A 16,769-nucleotide genomic window follows, 5' to 3' on the forward strand; every position below is an offset into this window, starting at 1 on the left:
AGGGAGCGAGCGTCAGTCGAAGCGATAGTTCTTGGGCACCACGACGATGCCGTTGTCCGTGACGGTGAAGCCGCGCGCCCGGTCCTGCACGACGTCGAAGCCCACCTTCGTGTCGGGCGGCACACGCACGCCCTTGTCGATGATGGCGTTCTTCACCTGCGCGTGCCGGCCGATGTCCACCTCGTCGAAGATGACCGAGCGCTCCACGCTCGCGTAGCTGTTCACCCGCGCGCGGCGGAACAGGATGCTGTTGCGCACCACGCCGCCGGAGATGATGCAGCCACCGGCCACCATGGAGTTGAGCGCGCGGCCCACCCGGTCCCCGGACTCGTGCACGAACTTGGCGGGCGGGCTGTACTCGCTCGCGCTGCGCAGCGGCCAGTCCGGGTTGAAGATGTCGAACTCGGGGTTGACCGACACCAGGTCCATGGAGGCCTCGTGGTAGGCCTCCAGCGTCCCCACGTCGCGCCAGTAGGTGTTGGGCGCGGTCTGGCCGGGGATGGGGTTGCGGTGAAAGTCGTAGGTCTGGATGTGGTAGCCGTCGCGCAGCGCGCGCGGCAGCACGTCCTTGCCGAAGTCGTGCGCCGAGCCCTCCGAGCGCGCGTCCAGCTCCAGCAGCTCCGCGAGCACCTTCGCGCGGAAGATGTAGTTGCCCATGCTGGCCAGCGCCATGTCCGGGCGGCCGGGCATGGGGCGCGGGTCCTTGGGCTTCTCGTGGAACTCGGTGACGCGGCCGCGCTCGTCCACCTGCATGACGCCGAAGCGGTGCGCGTCCGCCAGCGGCGTGGGGTACGCCGCGATGGTGATGTCCGCGCGCTGGGACTCATGCAGCTCCAGCATGTGGGCCACATTCATCTTGTAGATGTGGTCCCCGGAGAAGATGGCCACGTGATCCGGCCGGTGATTCTCCAGCAAGTGCATGTTCTGGTAGATGGCGTCGGCCGTGCCTCGGTACCAGACGGGCCCCAGCTCCTCGAAGCGGTACATCTGCGCCGGCACCAGCGTGATGAAGTAGTCCGACAGCAGCACCGAGCCGAACCGCCATCCGCGCTGGATGTGCTCCGTGAGCGACTGCGCACGGAACTGCGTCAGCACGTAGATGGAGAAGATGCCCGAGTTGATGAAGTTGTTGAGGGCGAAGTCGATGATGCGGAACTTCGACCCGAAGGGAACCGCCGGCTTCGAGCGCTTGAGCGTCAGTGGCGCCAGCCGTGTTCCCTGCCCGCCCGCAAGAACCATCCCAAGGATGCGCATCCCCATACCGATGTCTCCCTCACCTGGAGCCAGTATAGGGCCCTCGCGCAGGGGCGCTCGTTTCCCGTCACGGCCCGGCGCCCCTGGCCGCGTGCGTCAGGCGCCCGGCCGCCACGGCTCGCCGGTGATGGCGAGGATGAAGGGCAGCTTCAAGAGCAGGCCCACCTGCGCGCTCGGTTGGAAGTTGCGCGTGTTCGCGTTGTAGGTGGAGATGTAGCTGACGTAGGCGGCCACGTAGCCCACCGTCAGCATGCCTCGGACCTGGAAGCCGCCGCCCACCCGCCCGTCGCGCAGCTCTCCGGTGAGCCCCAGGTCCACTCCCACCGGCCCCCACCCAATCTCCGGCCCGATGCTCATCCGCGTGGCCTGGTTCGGGAACGTGTGCGTCAGGTCCACGTAGCCGCCCACCCAGAAGAGGTTGCGCGACTCGAGCTGCACCACGCTCGCCTCCAGGCCGACCATCGGGTACAGGTCGCCCCGCAGGAAGCCCTCCTCCCCGTCGCCGGTGGGCAATCCCTCGTAGGCCAGGTTCAGTCCCAGGGACAGGTAGCGGCCGTCATACGGCGCCGTCGCGAGCTGCGGCCCGATGCCCCCGCCGCGGCTTCTTCCGGACGCATCGGCCTCCCGAGGCGCGAGGCCCAGGAGAAGTCCTACGACGAGCCATGCCCACGCGGCGCGCGGGGACCGAGTACACACCCAAGTCAAGGGAGAACCCATCCCGACATGATTGCGCTCGAAGCCCGCCGCGCGCCAGCGCGACGCATGGCGACCTGCCCTCAGCGCAGCCGGCGGCACGCGGCGGTCTTCACCGCCAGGTGCACCCGCATCCCCTTCGTCAGCCCGAGCTCGTCAACGGAGACCTGGGTAAGCCGCACCACCCAGCGGTGTCCCGCCACCTCCACCGAGGCCGCGCACCCGCCCGGCCCCGCGGGCTCCAGCGCCGCCACCACGCCCGCCATCACGTTGCGCGCGGAGACACCCACCAGGGGCCCCGTGGACAGGAGGATGTCCTCGGCGGGGACCGCATAGGCCGCGCGCGCGCCTGTCACCACCCCAGGCCCGTCCGGCACCCACAGCGCCAGCTCCGGCGTCACCCGCAGCCGGGGGCCGTGGCCGTCGGGGCGCTCGAGCACGCCCTCCAGGATGTTCTCCTCCGCGTCGCCCTCCGCCGCGAGCACGCCGCGCGCGGCCGAGCCCAGCACCGCGTCCGCCGGGCCCAGCGCGAGCGCCCGGCCGCCGTCCAGCAGCAGCGCCTCCCGCGCCAGCGCGCGCGCCTCGCCGAGCTGATGCGTGACGTAGAGCATGGGAACGCGCGCCTCATCGCGCACGCGCAGCAGGTACGGCAGCACGCGCTCCTTCAGCGCCACGTCCAGCGCGGCCAGGGGCTCATCCAGGAGCAAGAGGTCGGGCGCGCTCGCGAGCGCCCGCGCCAGGGCCACGCGCTGCTTCTCTCCTCCGGACAACGTGGCGGGATAGCGGCGCAGCAGCGGCTCCAGCTCCAGCAGGGCCAGCGCCTCGTCCACGCGCGCGCCCCGGCCACCGCGCGCGCCGAAGCGCACGTTCTGCTCCACGGAGAGGTGAGGGAAGAGCAGCGCGTCCTGCGGCACGTAGCCCATGCGCCGCGCCTCGGGGGGCAGGTCCACCCGCGCCGCGCTGTCCAGCAGCACCCGCCCACCCACCACCACCCGCCCCCGCGCGCCGCGACGCAGCCCGGCCAGCACCTCCAGCAGCGACGTCTTCCCCGAGCCCGAGCGCCCCATCACCGCCACCGACGCCGAGGCGAAGCGCGCATCGACCTCCAGCGGGAAGCGCGCCAGCGGCAGGCGGAACGACAGCGCCATCATGCGCGCACCCGCGCGCCGCGACGCCGCGACACGGCCTCGGCCACGTACATCGCGCCGAACGCGAGCAGCGCCGCCACGCCCGCCAACGTCAGCGCCTCGCCATCGCGCCCCATCTGCGTCCGCTGGAAGATGGCCAGCGACAACGTCTGCGTGCGCCCGGGGATGTTGCCCGCCACCAGCACCGTGGCGCCGAACTCACCGAGCGCGCGAGAGAACGCGAACAGCGTTCCGGTCAGCACGCCGCGCCAGGCGAGCGGCAGCGTGACGCGGAAGAACGCCCGCGCGCGCGTGTCCCCCAGCGTGCGCGCCACCGCCACCAACCGAGGGTCCACCTCCTCGAAGCCCGCGCGCGCCGAGCGCACCAGCAACGGGAACGCCATCACCGCGCCCGCCAGCACCACCGCCTTGGGCGTGAAGACGACGTCCACCCCCAGGCCATCCAGCAGTCTGCCCAACGGCGCATCGCGCGCGAGCACCTCCAAGAGCACCAGCCCCACGGCCGTGGGCGGCAACACGAGCGGCAAGGCCAGCACCGTCTCCACCACGCCCTTGCCTGGGCCCCGCCACCGCGCCAGCGCGTACGCCGCCGCCACGCCGGGCGGCAGGATGAGCACGGTCGCGAGCGCGGCCACCGTCAGCGTGAACAGCACGAGCCCGGGCAGGCCCTCCGTCACGGCGACGACTTCCTCGCGCCACCCAGCACGACGAAGCCCAGGCGCGCGAACACCCGACGCGCGGGCTCCGTCTGCAGGAAGCGCACGAACGCGAGCCCCGCCTCCGGGCCCTTGCCCCCCGTCAGCGCCGCCACCGGGTACACGATGGCAGGCGTGTCCGCTTCCGGGACCGCGAAGGCCACGCGCACCTTCTTGGAGAGCGACGCGTCCGTCGCGTACACCACGCCCGCGTCCACCCGGCCCGCCTCCACCGCGGCCAGCGCGGCGCGCACATCGAGCGCGGGGATGACGCGAGGCTCCACCGCCCGCCACGCCCCCACCTTCTCCAGCCACGCTTTCGCGTACACTCCGGCGGGCACGCTGGTGGGGTCCGCCAGCACCACCCGAGACAAGCCCGCCAGGTCGGCCGCCGAGCGAGGCGCCGCGGCCTTCGCGTCCGCCGGCACCACCACCACCAACCGATTGGAGAGCAGGTCCACGCGAGCCCCCGCCCGCACGAGCCCCGCCTTCTGCACGGACTCCAGCTTCGCCACGTCCGCGGAGAGGAAGGCATCCGCCGGAGCACCCGCCACAATCTGACGCGACAGGTCGCCCGACCCACCGAATGAGAAGGCGACCTCGTGCCCCGTCGCCCGAGTGAAGGCAGGGGCCAGCTCCTGGAGCGCGTCCTGCGTGCTGGCCGCGGCGAACACGAGCGCCCGCTCCGCTCGGGCGGGCAGCGTCACCAAGACCATCAGCGACACGAGCAGCAGGGCGCGCATGAGAAGCTCCTCATTCTTAGGATTCGAGCAGGCGTTCGGAGGAAATCCGGGCGCATTCTGCCCCCACTCACCAACTGGCGGACAACGGCGGGTTGACCCGCCCGGTGCCGGCCGCTAAGGCATACTCCGTGTCACGGAATACATACAAAGAGGAAGACGAGCCCGGCGGCGACATCCTGCGACTGCAGCAGCTGATGTTCTCGCTCGGCAGACGCCGCTCACTCCGTGACCCCATCGCCGCCACGTGCGAACAACTCCAGTTCACCGCGCCGCAGGTCCACGCGCTGCTGTGGCTGGGACTGGACGGCGCGCTGACCATGGGTGAGCTGGCTCGGCGGCTCGGCGTCACGGAGAAGACGGTGACGGGCGTGGTCGACCGGCTGGAGCGCGAGGGCCAGATGCAGCGCGAGCGCAGCGCCTCCGACCGCCGCATCGTGCTCTGCCGGCTGACGCAGCAGGGGCAGCAGACCTATCAGCGGCTCGACCGCTTCATCCACCAGGCCATGGGCATGTTCCTGGGCATGCTCGACATGAGCGACCGCAAGGCGCTCTTCCGCATCCTGGAGAAGGTGCTGCGCCGGCTGGACGCGCAGGCGCTCGGTCCGGTGGCCAGCTCGCGCTCGGCCAGCTAGTCGCGGGGTGACTCGGGCGCGCGCGCCAGCAACACACGCGGATGCAAGAGCAGCGCGATGGCCTCGCGCACGGTCCAGTACACGCGGTCCACCAGCGCCACGTTGCGCTCGGTGAGCAGCGCCGGGCTCGTGGCCACCTCCAGCCCCGCCAGCCGGAAGTACTGCCGCGCGCGCAGCAGGTGATACGGATCCGACACCACCACCACGCGCTTCGCGCCGAATGCCCGCAGCAACTCAGCGCTGTGGCGCGCGTTCTGCTCGGTGGAGTGGCTCTCCTCCTCCAGCGTGATGGCCTCGGAGGGCACGCCCATCCGCATGGCGAGCGCCGCCATCACCCGCGCCTCCGACGGCGGGTTCACCCCCACGCCCCCTGAGAAGACGAAGCGCGGCGCCACGCCTTGCCGGTACAGCTCCACGGCCTTCTCCACGCGGGCCTGGAGCGGCCCCGAGGCGACGCCGCCAGGCAGCACCCGCGCGCCCAGCACCACCAGCGCGTCCGCGGGCTCGGCGCGCTCGCGCTGGCCGAAGCGATCCACCCACCACGCCAGCCCGAAGACGCCGCACGTCAGCACGCCCACGAGGGCGAGCAACCAGCGCGGGACAGGGCCTGTCTTGGGACGCAGGGCAAGAGGACGCACCCGCCGCACGCTAGCGTCGCGCACGGCGGGCGGCGAGCCTCATCCCCGCATCACGGCGACAGCCCGACGATGAACAGGTCCCGCCAGCCGCCCAGCGGCGCCGGCAGCGAGCGCGACCCGAAGTTCACCGCGTTGAGCGTGGCGCCCATCGCGGTGACCTCGCCCGTGAGCGAGGTGGTCACGAAGAAGCGATCCATGTGGGTGTCCACGGTGGGCATCGCGTCCTGCGAGAAGCCCCGCACCCACTCCAGCCCGCCCTCCTCGCGGTCGTAGCGCGCGATGAAGATGTTGCGCTGGCTGCCAACCGCGCCCGGCATCGGGCCGGTGCCCAGGTCATCCCCGTTCTCGTAGCGCCCGATGATGACCGCGCCCTCGCCGGACGTCAGGTTGACGTCGAGCGCGGAGTAGCCCATCTGCCGCGACCAGCGCTCCTCGCCGTCGCGGTTGTAGGCCAGCAGGAAGCCGTCGCTGTGTCCCGAGCCCGGCACGTAGTGCTTGCCCGCGAACGTGTAGTCCTGCATCGCGTAGCCCGTCACCAGCACGCGGTTGCCACGCAAGGCCATGCCCGTGGTGACGGCATAGCGCGTGGGCAATTCGCGCTCCCACTCCAGGGTGCCATCCGGAGCGAGGCGCTGGAGGAAGGGCACGAAGTGCGTCTCCCCCGGCGCCGGCACCCGCAGGAAGCCGGAGAAATAGACCGTGCCATTGGCATCCACCGCAGCGCCCGTGCCGTCGCTCGGGCGAGACTCCACCCGGCTCCAGCGCGGCGCTCCATCCGAGGTGTAGCTCATCACCACCGCGACGCGCCCCTCGGAGGCCAGCGCGGGAGGCTGCCCCACCGCGGTCTCCAGCGTGCCGGCGATGGCCACGTTGCCCTGCCGGTCCGTGGAGATCCGCAGGCCCGTGAAGGCCCCGGGCGCCAGGGACTGGATGCTGCGCGCCCAGCGCGACTCGCCGTCCGCATCGAGCTTCATCAAGAAGTACCCGGACAGCTCCAGCCCCGGGGAGGCCGCGCCAGTGCCCGTGCCCCACGCCACCGCGTTGCCCTCCCAGTCCACGGAGAGCGCGGTGACCTTGCCCTCGAAGCGGCGCGACCACTGCCGCTCACCAGACTTCGAGTACTTCGTGATGAAGAAGCCACTGACCACCGGCTCGGAGATGACGCCCGAGGCATCCTCCAGCCCGCCATACGAGACGTTGGTGGCCACCAGCAGGTTGCCGCTCTTGTCATACGCCACGCCCGCGGCCTGCTCCTTCCCCGCGCCGCGCTGGACCTGAAGCCACAGCGGCTCCCCCGCGGGCATCGCCGGCGCGACCGCACCGCTCGCGCTTCCATCCTCGCCCACCCGCAGCGGCGCCACCTCCGACGCGGGCTCACCTCCCGGGGCGCCCTCTCCCGCCGCCACCGCCCCGCCACACCCCATCCCCACCAAAGCCAGACACGCACCCCAACCCCAACCCCTGCGAAACATCACCGCGAATCCCCCCATCTCGAGTCTGACTCGCATTTCATGCGAGCGACTCTGGCAACGCACGATGGAGACGGTCGCTCCCCTGGACGACGCGCCCGTGCGTCGCACCCAGCGGTTCACCGTCACACACGGCGTGGACAGCGAGCGGGCGACCAACCCACGCCGCCACGAGATTCGACCCGCCGACAGGTTCAGCGCAGAATGGCACCCCCGAAGCACCCGCACCCCGGAGTGGAGGCCCCCGGATGGAAGTCAAAGGCGTCGCGTTCCTGGCCCGGCAGATGATGGCCGTGCAGTCTTTCGGCGAGGAGTCCTGGCGCGCCTTCCTCGCGGACTGCGCGAAGCGAGACCCCGTCTTCACCCAGCCCGTCATGCCCGTGACGCGCCTGCCGGTGGACGCCTTCCTGCGCCTCAACGAGGCCCTCCTCCAGCGCTTCTACGGCGGCGACCCCAAGGCCTACTGGCAGTTCGGCGTGAAGTCCGCCGACTACGCGCTCAGCCAGGGCCAGCTCAAGACGATGTTCGGCCCGGGCGACTACCGCCGCTTCCTCCTCTTCACCCCTGGAATCTGGAAGGGCTACTTCACCGCAGGCGAGTTGCAGGTGCAACTGGGTGACGGCTACGCGGAGATCCAGATCACCCGCGTTCCCAAGCCCCACGTCTACTTCGAGCTGTCGGTGATGGGGTTCGCGGCCGGAGGGCTCTCGTTCCTCGGCGCGAAGACGACGCAGCACCAGGTCATCAAGGGCTTCACCCAGGGCGACTCGGACGTCGTCTATCGCTTCAGCGTGACCTGAGGCCGCGCGACAGAGGGCGGAACGCGGCCGTGCGCCACGGTCCGCCCCCTGGACCTGCTCAGCTCACTTCGCGGCGCGACGGCGACGCAGCCCCGCCAGCGCCAGCACGGCGCCCATCAGCGGCGCCGCGCCCGTGGCCGAGCAGCCACCGTCCTTCTCCTCGACCGGATCCGTGCCGCCCGTCACCTGCACGTCCAGCGTCGTGAGGGCGGAGGAGTCTCCGGTGGACGCGTTGTTGTCATTCGTCGAGTTGCCCGCGCCGAAGAGCCGCACGGTGCCGTTGGTGGACGGCGCCACCATCGTGAACTCGAAGCGCGCCACGCCATCCTTGAAGGCCAGCGGGGCCGTGTGGGTCACCTCGTCGCCCGCCTTCTTCACGCCCGCGCCCGCGGTGAGCGCCGCGCCCGCTACGTTGGTCGCCACGTTCATGCCCGCCTTCACCCCGGGCCCGCCGCGGACGATGAGCGCGTAGTTCCCCGTCTGCCCCGCCACGAGCGCCGAGGGGCCCTCCAACGTCACCGTGGGCACCTGTCCGCCCGTGTGGCACTCGACGCAGCTGGCGCCCTGCTTGCCACTGCGACCGGTGATGCCCGCCTTGTTCGCGTGCGCGACACCAGCCACCAGACTCAGCCCCAGCGCGCCCACCACTCCGAGTGACGGAAGAAACGACCGCATGCAGCCTCCTGAAGGATTCCCGGGAAATAGCGAAGAACAGCGCTCGCTTCATAGCCGGCGTCCCGGGCGCGCGCATGCTCGAACCCTCGGCGTGAGGGTTCACGCCCGAAGAAGGCGCCCGCGTCGCGGGGACGTGACGGGGTCTGCCACGTCCCGCCACCGGCCCGTGCCACCCGCGCGACGAACGCCCGCGGCCTCCCCGCCCCCGCCCCAGGTCCAGGCCGGGTCCGGGCGGAACCTGAGCGCCTGGGGCGGGGAATTCTCGTCGCCCCGGATTCCTTGTTCGTAGGTGCCCGGAATCTCAAGCCTGGGCCCCGCCGGGCGGGGTTCTCGGGGGCGACAGGCCGGGCGCCGTGGGCGTTGATTTCCGGGAGGGCCCGGCGTAGCAACGCCCCCTCTCAATTCCTTTCCAGAAGGTGCCGTCACATGGCCGAGAAGCTCACGCCCCGCGAGAAGGGCTTTTCCGAGTGGTACGTCGACCTGGTCCAGAAGGCGAAGCTGGCTGACTACTCGGACGTGAAGGGCTGCATGGTCATCCGGCCCAACGGCTACGCGCTGTGGGAGAACATGCAGCGGGTCCTGGACAAGATGTTCAAGGACCTGGGCCACCGCAACGCCTACTTCCCGCTGCTCATCCCCGAGAGCTACCTGAAGAAGGAAGCGGAGCACGTCGAGGGCTTCAACCCGCAGCTCGCCGTCGTCACGCACGCGGGCGGCCAGAAGCTGGAGGAGCCCTACGTCATCCGGCCCACGTCGGAGACCATCATCAACCGCAGCTTCTCCAAGTGGATCCAGAGCTACCGGGACCTGCCCCTGCTGATCAACCAGTGGGCCAACGTGATGCGCTGGGAGATGCGCACGCGCCTGTTCCTGCGCACCACCGAGTTCCTCTGGCAGGAAGGCCACACCTGTCACGAGACCGAAGCGGACGCGGAGAAGGAGACGCTCCAGATGCTGGAGGTCTACCGGACGTTCGCCGAGGACTACATGGCCATGCCGGTGATGCCGGGCCGCAAGTCGGAGTCGGAGAAGTTCGCCGGCGCGCTGCGCACCTACAGCATCGAGGCGATGATGCAGGACAAGAAGGCGCTCCAGGCCGGCACCAGCCACAACCTGGGCCAGAACTTCGCCAAGGCCTTCGACACGATGTTCCAGGGCCGCGACGGACAGCAGCACTACGTGTGGCAGACCTCGTGGGGTTCCTCCACGCGCCTCATCGGTGGCCTCATCCTCACGCACTCGGATGACGCGGGCCTCGTCGTGCCGCCCAAGCTGGCCGCCACGCACGCGGTCATCATCCCCATCGCCGGCAAGGCCAGCGACGCGGAGAAGGCCCAGGTCATGGAGAAGAGCCACGCGCTCGCCGCGGACCTGCGCAAGGCGGGCCTGGGCGTGCTGGTGGACGACGACGACACCAAGAGCCCGGGCTTCAAGTACAACGAGCACGAGCTGACGGGCGTGTGCCTGCGCATCGAGCTGGGCCCCAAGGACCTCGCCAAGAACTCGTGCGTGATGGTCCGCCGCGACCTGCGCCAGAAGGAGTTCGTCTCGCTGGACGAGGCGGTGGCCAAGGCGCAGGCCATGCTGGACCAGATGCAGAAGGACCTGTTCACCAAGGCGAAGGCCTTCCGCGACTCGCACACCTTCGAGGTCAACTCCTACGAGGAGATGAAGGAGAAGGCGGACGCGGGCTTCCTCCTGGCGCACTGGAACGGCGACCCGAAGGTGGAGGCGCGCATCAAGGAGGAGACGGGCCTGACCACGCGCTGCCGTCCCTTCAGCGTCAAGCAGGAGCCGGGCAAGTGCGTGTTCACCGGCGAGGACTCGCCGGGCCGCATCGTGTTCTCCAAGGCGTACTGAGCCGCGCGCGGCGGGAGAGGGGCGCGCTGAGTCCCCTCTCCGCCGTCAGTGGACGTGGAACGGCGTCTGCCGCTCGAACTCGCGGTTGGCCATGCCGATGACGGAATAGGCGGGGGACTGAAGCGGTGGCATGCGCCGGAGGATGCGGCGCTGGAACGTGTGGTAGCCACCGACGAACTTCCCCCCATTCCACACGCGCAGCAGGTTCGCGGTGAAGAGGCCGTTGAAGGTGCCGTCGCTGGAGAGCTGGTTGTCCTGGCATCCGGAGATGAGCAGCACGGTGGCCTTGAGGTTCGCGCGCGGATCCTCGCGAGGCAGCCGCTTCATGATGTCGTCGTACATCTGCTTGTTGTCGCGGTACGTGCGGTTCTCGATGCCCGACGGCATGTCCTTGAAGCGCCGCTGTGCGGCCTCCGTCGTCTGCACCGCGTCCGCGAGCAACTCCAGGCTCCCGCTGGTGCGCAGCGCCGCGTAGGCCACCCGGTTCACCGAGCCGCTGTGACAGCTGTCCGACAGCATGAACACGCGCACGCCCGTCTTCATCTTCCCCAGCGCGACGTAGAGCTCATCATCGATGACCTCGCCGTCGTAGAGACACCACGTCTCGTCCAGGCCATCCGGCTCGTCGCCGTTGGTGTCGGGCAGCTGGCCGCCGTGCCCCGAGTACGTCAGCAACAGCAGGTCCCCCGACTCCAGCACCTTCGAGGCCTCGTCCAGCTCACCGAGCACGCTCGCCCGCGTGGCGTCTTGCGAGAGGAACGTGCGCACGCGGTCGAACTGCTGCGTCTTCGCGATGCTCGCCATGTCCTGCGCGTCCGCCTCGCAGGCGGCGAGCTGCCCGTCCCAGCCGGCATAGTGCCGAGGGTCCACGCCGTTCAGCCCGATGTTCACCGAGTAGCCTTGAGCCATGATGGGCACTCCTCCCGCCCTCACGGTGGACACGCGCGCGCGGCGTCATCACGCGGGGCCAATGGAGCCCCTCCTGGCCCCCGCGCTCAGCTCGCCGCGCGAAGGGTGCGCTTGCGCGGCAGGAAGGTGGCCACGGGCTCGGGCTTGCCCGCCACGGGCAGCGGCTCGGCGGCCTCGAAGTCGAAGGCGGCGGCGCAGCGCTCCCGCGTGGCTCCGGAGACGAGCACCGCGGCGCCCACCTTCTTGGTCAGCCCCTCGATGCGGCTGGCCAGGTTCACCGCGTCTCCGATGACGGTGTACTCGCGGCGCTGCTCGCTGCCCACCGCGCCCACCACCACGCGGCCGGTGTGCACGCCCACGCCGATGCGCAGCGGCACCTCGCCGCGCGCCTGTCGCTCGGCGTTGAGCGTCTCCAGCGCGTCCAGCATGGCCAGCGCGCACGCCACCGCCGCCTCGGGGTGGCCGGGCAAATCCAGCGGCGCGCCGAAGTACGCGAGGATGCCGTCGCCGATGAACTTGTCGAGCGTGCCGCCGTGGCGGAACACCACCTCCACCATGCGCGACAGGTACTCGTTGAGCAGCGCCACCACCTCGGGGCTCTCCATCCGGTCCGCCAGCGCGGTGAAGCCTCGGATGTCGGAGAAGAGCAACGTCACCTCGCGGTGCTCACCGGCCTCGGCCTCGGGCCCGCGCTCGGAGATGCGCCGCGCGACCTCGGGCGAGAAGAAGCGCCCCAGTCGCTCGCGCTGAAGCTCCTCGTTGGCCACGTCCGTCACCAGCCCGAGCACCTGACGGCTGATGAACGACGCCACCGCCGCGGCCAGGCACAGCACCAACACCATGCCCGCGAGGAACAAGTGCGGCGGCAGTCCAGCGTGCAGCGCGAGCACGACCTCCAGACAGATGGCCAGGAACGTGGCGCCGACGACGCCCACGCGCGACAGCGTCACCATGGCCACCAGCACGACGAGCACCGCGTACACGCCCAGCGTCAACAGCGCGGTGGGGACGGTGTTGGCCGAGCCCTCCATGGACAAGAACTGGAGGATGAAGACAGCGGGCATGTCGACCAGCGCCGTGCCCAGCGCGGGTTGACGGCCGAGCGCCGGATAGCGCCGCGCGCCAGCCCACAGCACGACGGCCACGCCCAGATAGACGAGCAGGACCGGCGTGGACACCCGCCAGTGGTCGAGCGTGCCCACGATGAGCCAGGCCGCCGCGCCCGCGATGCGGATGCGATGGAGCCACTCGCCCACGTCCGCGCGCCACGCATCCAGGCGTCGCTGAAGGGTGCCCTCGACCTGCGCGCGGGTCGCCATGGAAGCCAGACGCTAGCGCAGCGACCGGCCCGCCTCCAGGAACGCGCCGGAGTCTCGCCGCGCGGTCTGGACTATCTTCCGCGCGCATATGGCAAGCATCGGTCACGTGGCGGTGGGGTTGGCCCTGGGGAGACATGAAGCAGGGTCGGCGGGTTGGCGGCGGCGAGTGACCTTGATGGGGTTCCTCTCCCTGCTCGCCCTGCTGCCGGACGCGGACGTCATCGCCTTCGCGCTGCGCATCCCCTACGCGGCGACGTGGGGACATCGCGGCGCGTCCCACTCGTTCGCCTTCGCCGCGCTGCTGTCACTCGCGGTGGCGATTGCAGCGCGAGGACTGGGCGAGTCCGCCACGCGCTGGGGCTTCGTGTCCTTCCTCGCCCTCGCCAGTCATGGGGTGTTGGACTCGCTCACGGATGGAGGACTGGGGCCCGCGCTGCTGTGGCCCTTCACGAATGCGCGCATGTTCGCGCCCGTGCGGCCCCTGCCCGTGGCGCCCATCGGCGTGGGGATGCTGTCGCCTCGGGGCCTGTATGTGGCGACGGTGGAGTTCCTCGTCTTCCTCCCGTGCTGGGCCTACGCGCTGTGGCCTCGCACCCGTCCATCGCGAGCGTGAGCCATGCGCCTGTTCACCGCCGTCACCCTGGGAGCGGACGTCGAGGCACGCGCCACCGAGGGCATGCGTGCGCTGCGCGACCGCGCTCCTCGCGCGCGCTTCGTCCAGCCCGAGGGCCTGCACCTGACGCTGCTGTTCCTGGGTGACGTGCCGGAGTCGCGCCTGGACTCGCTGCGCGAGGCGCTGGAGCCCGTGGGCGTGATGCACGCGCCCTTCACGCTGTCCGTGGGCGGCGGTGGCTTCTTCGGGCCGCCCGCGCACCCGCGCGTGCTCTGGGCGGACGTGCGCGGAGACGTGACGGCGCTGAAGGCGCTCCAGGCCGAGGTGGCCCAGGCGCTCGAGCCGCTCGGCTTCACCTCGGACCACGCGGAGTACACCGCGCACCTCACGCTCGCGCGCACCCGCGAGCCTCGGGGAGATCCTGCCCTGGCGGACTGCGCGAGGGCCCTGGTGGGCAGCGACTGGGGCCATGCTCGCGTGGACGGGTTCGTCCTGTTCGAGAGCCGCAATGGCCAGTACGTGCCGCGCCTGGAGGTTCCGCTCATCGCGTGAGCCGCTGGCATCGAGGCTGCAGTTCCCCCACCCGGCGCGACGGAACGCGCGAAAGGACGAGTGCATGCGTTGGGGAGGAGTCTGGGGAATGTGGCTGGTGGCCCACGTCGCGGTCGCGGCGCCACAGCCCTCGCTGGAGTCGAAGCTGGAGACCGGAGACCTCGTCTTCCAGACCTCTCGGTCGAGCCAGTCCGAGTCCATCCAGCGGGCCACGCACAGCCCGCTGTCCCACGTCGGGCTGGTGGAGGTCACCTCCTCGGGCGTCTTCGTGGTGGAGGCGGTCCAACCCGTGAAGCGCACCCCGTTCGCGGCGTGGCGAGCACGGGGGGCAGAGGGACACATCCTCGTGCTGCGGCCCCAGGCGCTGGACGCGGCCCACCGTCAACGCGCTGTGACAGAAGCGAAGCGGCACCTGGGCAAGCCCTATGACGCGCGCTTCGGCTGGGGCGATGACGCGATGTATTGCTCGGAGCTGGTGCGCAAGGCGTACGCACGGGGCGCGGGCGTCGAGTACGGCCAGATGGAGCGGCTGGACTCACTCGACCTCGCGGATGTGAAGGCCGCCCTGTCGCGTCGCTACCGGGGACGCGTTCCAGCGAATCTGGAACTGGTGACACCCGTGAGTCTCTCGAAAGATGAGCGGATGGCTCGGGTGTTCTCGGATTTCCCAAGCCTTCCCTGAGTCATGAATCACCGAGGTGCGTGAGCGCGCGAACGACACACGAGCGCGGCTAGGATGGCTGCATGCAACGCATCTGGTGGATGGTCCCCCTGCTCGCGCTCGCCGCGTGCAAGGACGCGGGCTCGACCCGCGCGGTGAGAGCCACGGTCACGTACACGGGCTTCCTGCCCGGCTGCATCCGCGTGCTCGCGCGAGACACGGCCACGGGCGAGGAGCGCTCGACCACCGTGGCGGGCAAGGGGACGCGCGAGGAAGGCGGCTCGGTGGTGGTGGCCATCTTCCCGCCCGAGAAGTGGGGCAACGCGCTGGAGGTGGAGGCGCGCGCCTTCGAGGTGTCCTGCGACGCGAAGGCCGTGGTGCAGCGCACGAACTCCGTGACGCTGACGAAGGAGAGCGTCCCGGAGAAGGTCACCCTGGCGCTGGCCGCGACCGACTCGGACCATGACGGCTTCGTCAGCGAGCTGACGGGCGGCTCGGATTGCTCGGACGTCGATGATGCCATCCACCCTGGCGCCGCCGAGCGGTGCAATGGCGTGGACGATGATTGCAATCAATTGAAGGACGACGACCTGCGGCTCGGTGAAACCTGCACGGGCGTGGGTGGCTGCGGCGGCGTGCGCGCTTGCGGCACCCATGGCGAGGTCTTCTGCAACAGCCCCGCGCCGCGCCTGGCGTATCCCGACAAGGACCACGACTCGCACGGCGAGAAGGGCGCGGCGGCGCAGCCGTTCTGTGACGCCATCCCGTCGGACTTCGTGTCCGCGGTGGGCCATGAGAACGACGACTGCGATGACACGCTCGCCAGCAGGTATCCCGGCGCGACCGAGCTGTGTGACGGCGTGGACAACGACTGCAGCGGAAAAGCCGATGAGGCCTTCGAACTCGACACGGCCTGCACGCCCCAGCGCGACTGCGATGGTTTGTGGAAATGCGACGCCAACAAGGTGGGGCGCACCTGTGTGGCCCAGCGGCCCATCCCCACGTGGTACCTGGACGACGACGACGACACCTACGGCGACGACGCCATCAAGCAGCAAGCCTGCTCACAGCCTCCGCACTACGTGGCGCGCGGCAACGACTGCAACGACGGCAACCCCTTCACGAACCCCGGCGCGACCGAGCTGTGCGACGGCGAGGACAACGACTGCAGCGGGCAGAATGAGCCGAGCAGCGCCACCTGCTCCGGAACCAACTGGGTCTCCACCGTCGTGGGCTCCAATTCGCGCACCTGGTATCAGATTTCGCTCTGGGGCGACCACGGTGTCTGGGTCGCGGGGACGAGCAGCGGGCGCGCGGTGAAGACACCGGGCTCGACCACGTTCACCGTCCTGCCGGGGTCATGCAGCTCGGACCTGTACGCCGTCTGGGCAGACGACTCTGGGACGGCGTACCTCGGCGGAACGAATGGCACGCTCGTCACCCAGACCGCCACCAGCACGAGCTGCACGCCCCAGCAACCCACCGGCGTCGGTAGTTATGTGTATGGCCTGACGGGTGTCCCCTCGGCGTCGGGGCTCATGCTCTATGGCGTGGGCGGCGAGCAGGAGACCATCGACAACGGGCACCTGTTCACCTGGTCTCCCGCTTCGGGCGCCGCGGTCGGCGAGGGCATCGAGGACCAGGTCATGTATGACATTCACGCGTCCTCGCCGGACACCATCACCGCGGTGGGCGGTGGCCTGACCACGCCCGTCATCCGCCGGTATGACCGCGCGGCGAACGTATGGCGCCCCCAGACCATCACCGGCAGCAATACGGGCAACCGGCTGTACGCCATCTCTGTCGTCAACGAGCGGCTCGCCTACGCAGGCGGAAACAACGGCATGCTCCTCCAGTCGAATGGCGCCGCGTGGACGCGGGTCTCCGGCACCCCCTTCGGCTCGGAGCGCATCTATGGCATCCAGGCCTTCGGCGCGGGCTCCATCTACGTGGCGACGGACGCGGGGAGGATCTACCGCTACAACGGCAGCACCTGGACGCGCCTGCTCGATACCTCGGGAGCGCTGAAGTACATCCGAGGCACCAGCCCCGAGGACCTCTGGGCCACGGGCGACGGCGGGCGCATCTTCCACTGGCCCAAGTGAGGT

At 70.3% G+C, this 16,769-nt stretch carries 17 protein-coding genes; 7 read left to right on the plus strand and 10 right to left on the minus strand.

Annotated elements, in window-relative coordinates; genetic code table 11:
* Positions 1–12: 12 nt before the first annotated feature.
* From glgC to modA, 5 genes are all read right to left on the minus strand, one after another.
* Positions 13–1,260 carry a glucose-1-phosphate adenylyltransferase gene (gene glgC / locus JGU66_21635; protein ID MBJ6763376.1) on the minus strand — a complete coding sequence of 416 codons (1,248 nt, stop codon included), beginning with the start codon at positions 1,258–1,260 and terminating at the stop codon, positions 13–15.
* A gap of 90 nt (positions 1,261–1,350) precedes the next feature.
* A complete protein-coding gene (locus JGU66_21640; GenBank protein ID MBJ6763377.1) occupies positions 1,351–1,959 on the minus strand; it encodes a hypothetical protein in 609 nt (202 codons plus the stop codon).
* Between the two features lie 71 nt (positions 1,960–2,030).
* Positions 2,031–3,098 (minus strand): molybdenum ABC transporter ATP-binding protein, encoded by a 1,068-nt coding sequence (gene modC, locus JGU66_21645; GenBank protein ID MBJ6763378.1) that lies wholly within the window; start codon positions 3,096–3,098, stop codon positions 2,031–2,033.
* Positions 3,095–3,772 carry a molybdate ABC transporter permease subunit gene (gene modB, locus JGU66_21650; GenBank protein MBJ6763379.1) on the minus strand — a complete coding sequence of 226 codons (678 nt, stop codon included), beginning with the start codon at positions 3,770–3,772 and terminating at the stop codon, positions 3,095–3,097. Before modB ends, modC begins: the two co-directional genes overlap by 4 nt.
* Complete coding sequence (gene modA / locus JGU66_21655; protein ID MBJ6763380.1) at positions 3,769–4,533, minus strand: molybdate ABC transporter substrate-binding protein; 765 nt, start codon at positions 4,531–4,533, stop codon at positions 3,769–3,771. The genes modB and modA overlap by 4 nt, the downstream gene beginning before the upstream one ends.
* 194 nt (positions 4,534–4,727) lie before the next feature.
* Between modA and JGU66_21660 the strand changes: the two genes are divergently transcribed.
* Complete coding sequence (locus JGU66_21660) at positions 4,728–5,165, plus strand: MarR family transcriptional regulator (protein MBJ6763381.1); 438 nt, start codon at positions 4,728–4,730, stop codon at positions 5,163–5,165.
* Here JGU66_21660 and JGU66_21665 read toward each other — a convergent pair.
* On the minus strand, positions 5,162–5,803 hold the full coding sequence (locus JGU66_21665) for a YdcF family protein (GenBank protein ID MBJ6763382.1): 642 nt from the start codon (positions 5,801–5,803) through the stop codon (positions 5,162–5,164). The two genes, JGU66_21660 and JGU66_21665, sit on opposite strands and share 4 nt — an antisense overlap.
* A 50-nt stretch (positions 5,804–5,853) precedes the next feature.
* Entirely contained in the window at positions 5,854–7,275 is a 1,422-nt protein-coding gene (locus JGU66_21670; protein MBJ6763383.1) for a hypothetical protein, read from the minus strand.
* 245 nt (positions 7,276–7,520) lie between these two features.
* Here JGU66_21670 and JGU66_21675 point away from each other — a divergent pair, with 245 nt between their 5' ends.
* Entirely contained in the window at positions 7,521–8,072 is a 552-nt protein-coding gene (locus JGU66_21675; GenBank protein MBJ6763384.1) for a hypothetical protein, read from the plus strand.
* Between the two features lie 63 nt (positions 8,073–8,135).
* Here JGU66_21675 and JGU66_21680 read toward each other — a convergent pair whose 3' ends face one another.
* Positions 8,136–8,747: a hypothetical protein gene (locus JGU66_21680; protein MBJ6763385.1), complete on the minus strand. Its 612-nt coding sequence runs from the start codon at positions 8,745–8,747 to the stop codon at positions 8,136–8,138.
* Between the two features lie 426 nt (positions 8,748–9,173).
* Here JGU66_21680 and JGU66_21685 point away from each other — a divergent pair, with 426 nt between their 5' ends.
* On the plus strand, positions 9,174–10,607 hold the full coding sequence (locus JGU66_21685) for a proline--tRNA ligase (protein ID MBJ6763386.1): 1,434 nt from the start codon (positions 9,174–9,176) through the stop codon (positions 10,605–10,607).
* Positions 10,608–10,652: 45 nt separating this feature from the next.
* Here the strand turns inward: JGU66_21685 and JGU66_21690 are convergent, their stop codons facing one another.
* Together JGU66_21690 and JGU66_21695 are read right to left on the minus strand one after the other, a co-directional pair.
* Positions 10,653–11,516 carry a caspase family protein gene (locus JGU66_21690; GenBank protein ID MBJ6763387.1) on the minus strand — a complete coding sequence of 288 codons (864 nt, stop codon included), beginning with the start codon at positions 11,514–11,516 and terminating at the stop codon, positions 10,653–10,655.
* An 86-nt stretch (positions 11,517–11,602) separates the two neighbouring features.
* Positions 11,603–12,835: an adenylate/guanylate cyclase domain-containing protein gene (locus JGU66_21695; protein ID MBJ6763388.1), complete on the minus strand. Its 1,233-nt coding sequence runs from the start codon at positions 12,833–12,835 to the stop codon at positions 11,603–11,605.
* Positions 12,836–12,923: 88 nt separating this feature from the next.
* On the opposite strand from JGU66_21695, the gene JGU66_21700 reads away from it, so the two are divergent.
* From JGU66_21700 to JGU66_21715, 4 genes are all read left to right on the plus strand, one after another.
* Positions 12,924–13,448 (plus strand): metal-dependent hydrolase, encoded by a 525-nt coding sequence (locus JGU66_21700; protein MBJ6763389.1) that lies wholly within the window; start codon positions 12,924–12,926, stop codon positions 13,446–13,448.
* Between the two features lie 3 nt (positions 13,449–13,451).
* A complete protein-coding gene (gene thpR, locus JGU66_21705; protein ID MBJ6763390.1) occupies positions 13,452–14,000 on the plus strand; it encodes an RNA 2',3'-cyclic phosphodiesterase in 549 nt (182 codons plus the stop codon).
* Between the two features lie 64 nt (positions 14,001–14,064).
* A complete protein-coding gene (locus JGU66_21710) occupies positions 14,065–14,682 on the plus strand; it encodes a peptidase (protein ID MBJ6763391.1) in 618 nt (205 codons plus the stop codon).
* 62 nt (positions 14,683–14,744) lie between these two features.
* Positions 14,745–16,766, plus strand: a complete 2,022-nt coding sequence (locus JGU66_21715) for a hypothetical protein (protein ID MBJ6763392.1) — start codon at positions 14,745–14,747, stop codon at positions 16,764–16,766.
* Positions 16,767–16,769 lie beyond the last annotated feature (3 nt).

The sequence above is a fragment of the Myxococcaceae bacterium JPH2 genome (assembly GCA_016458225.1).
GTDB lineage: Bacteria > Myxococcota > Myxococcia > Myxococcales > Myxococcaceae > Citreicoccus.

Excerpts from the sequence above, each read along its gene's own strand:
- glgC (MBJ6763376.1), bottom strand. The coding sequence starts at position 1,260 with ATGGGGATGCGCATCCTTGGGATGGTTCTTGCGGGCGGGCAGGGAACA.
- modC (MBJ6763378.1), bottom strand. The coding sequence starts at position 3,098 with ATGATGGCGCTGTCGTTCCGCCTGCCGCTGGCGCGCTTCCCGCTGGAG.
- modA (MBJ6763380.1), bottom strand. The coding sequence starts at position 4,533 with ATGCGCGCCCTGCTGCTCGTGTCGCTGATGGTCTTGGTGACGCTGCCC.
- JGU66_21660 (MBJ6763381.1), top strand. The coding sequence starts at position 4,728 with ATGTTCTCGCTCGGCAGACGCCGCTCACTCCGTGACCCCATCGCCGCC.
- JGU66_21670 (MBJ6763383.1), bottom strand. The coding sequence starts at position 7,275 with ATGTTTCGCAGGGGTTGGGGTTGGGGTGCGTGTCTGGCTTTGGTGGGG.
- JGU66_21675 (MBJ6763384.1), top strand. The coding sequence starts at position 7,521 with ATGGAAGTCAAAGGCGTCGCGTTCCTGGCCCGGCAGATGATGGCCGTG.
- JGU66_21680 (MBJ6763385.1), bottom strand. The coding sequence starts at position 8,747 with ATGCGGTCGTTTCTTCCGTCACTCGGAGTGGTGGGCGCGCTGGGGCTG.
- JGU66_21685 (MBJ6763386.1), top strand. The coding sequence starts at position 9,174 with ATGGCCGAGAAGCTCACGCCCCGCGAGAAGGGCTTTTCCGAGTGGTAC.
- JGU66_21690 (MBJ6763387.1), bottom strand. The coding sequence starts at position 11,516 with ATGGCTCAAGGCTACTCGGTGAACATCGGGCTGAACGGCGTGGACCCT.
- JGU66_21695 (MBJ6763388.1), bottom strand. The coding sequence starts at position 12,835 with ATGGCGACCCGCGCGCAGGTCGAGGGCACCCTTCAGCGACGCCTGGAT.
- JGU66_21700 (MBJ6763389.1), top strand. The coding sequence starts at position 12,924 with ATGGCAAGCATCGGTCACGTGGCGGTGGGGTTGGCCCTGGGGAGACAT.
- thpR (MBJ6763390.1), top strand. The coding sequence starts at position 13,452 with ATGCGCCTGTTCACCGCCGTCACCCTGGGAGCGGACGTCGAGGCACGC.
- JGU66_21710 (MBJ6763391.1), top strand. The coding sequence starts at position 14,065 with ATGCGTTGGGGAGGAGTCTGGGGAATGTGGCTGGTGGCCCACGTCGCG.
- JGU66_21715 (MBJ6763392.1), top strand. The coding sequence starts at position 14,745 with ATGCAACGCATCTGGTGGATGGTCCCCCTGCTCGCGCTCGCCGCGTGC.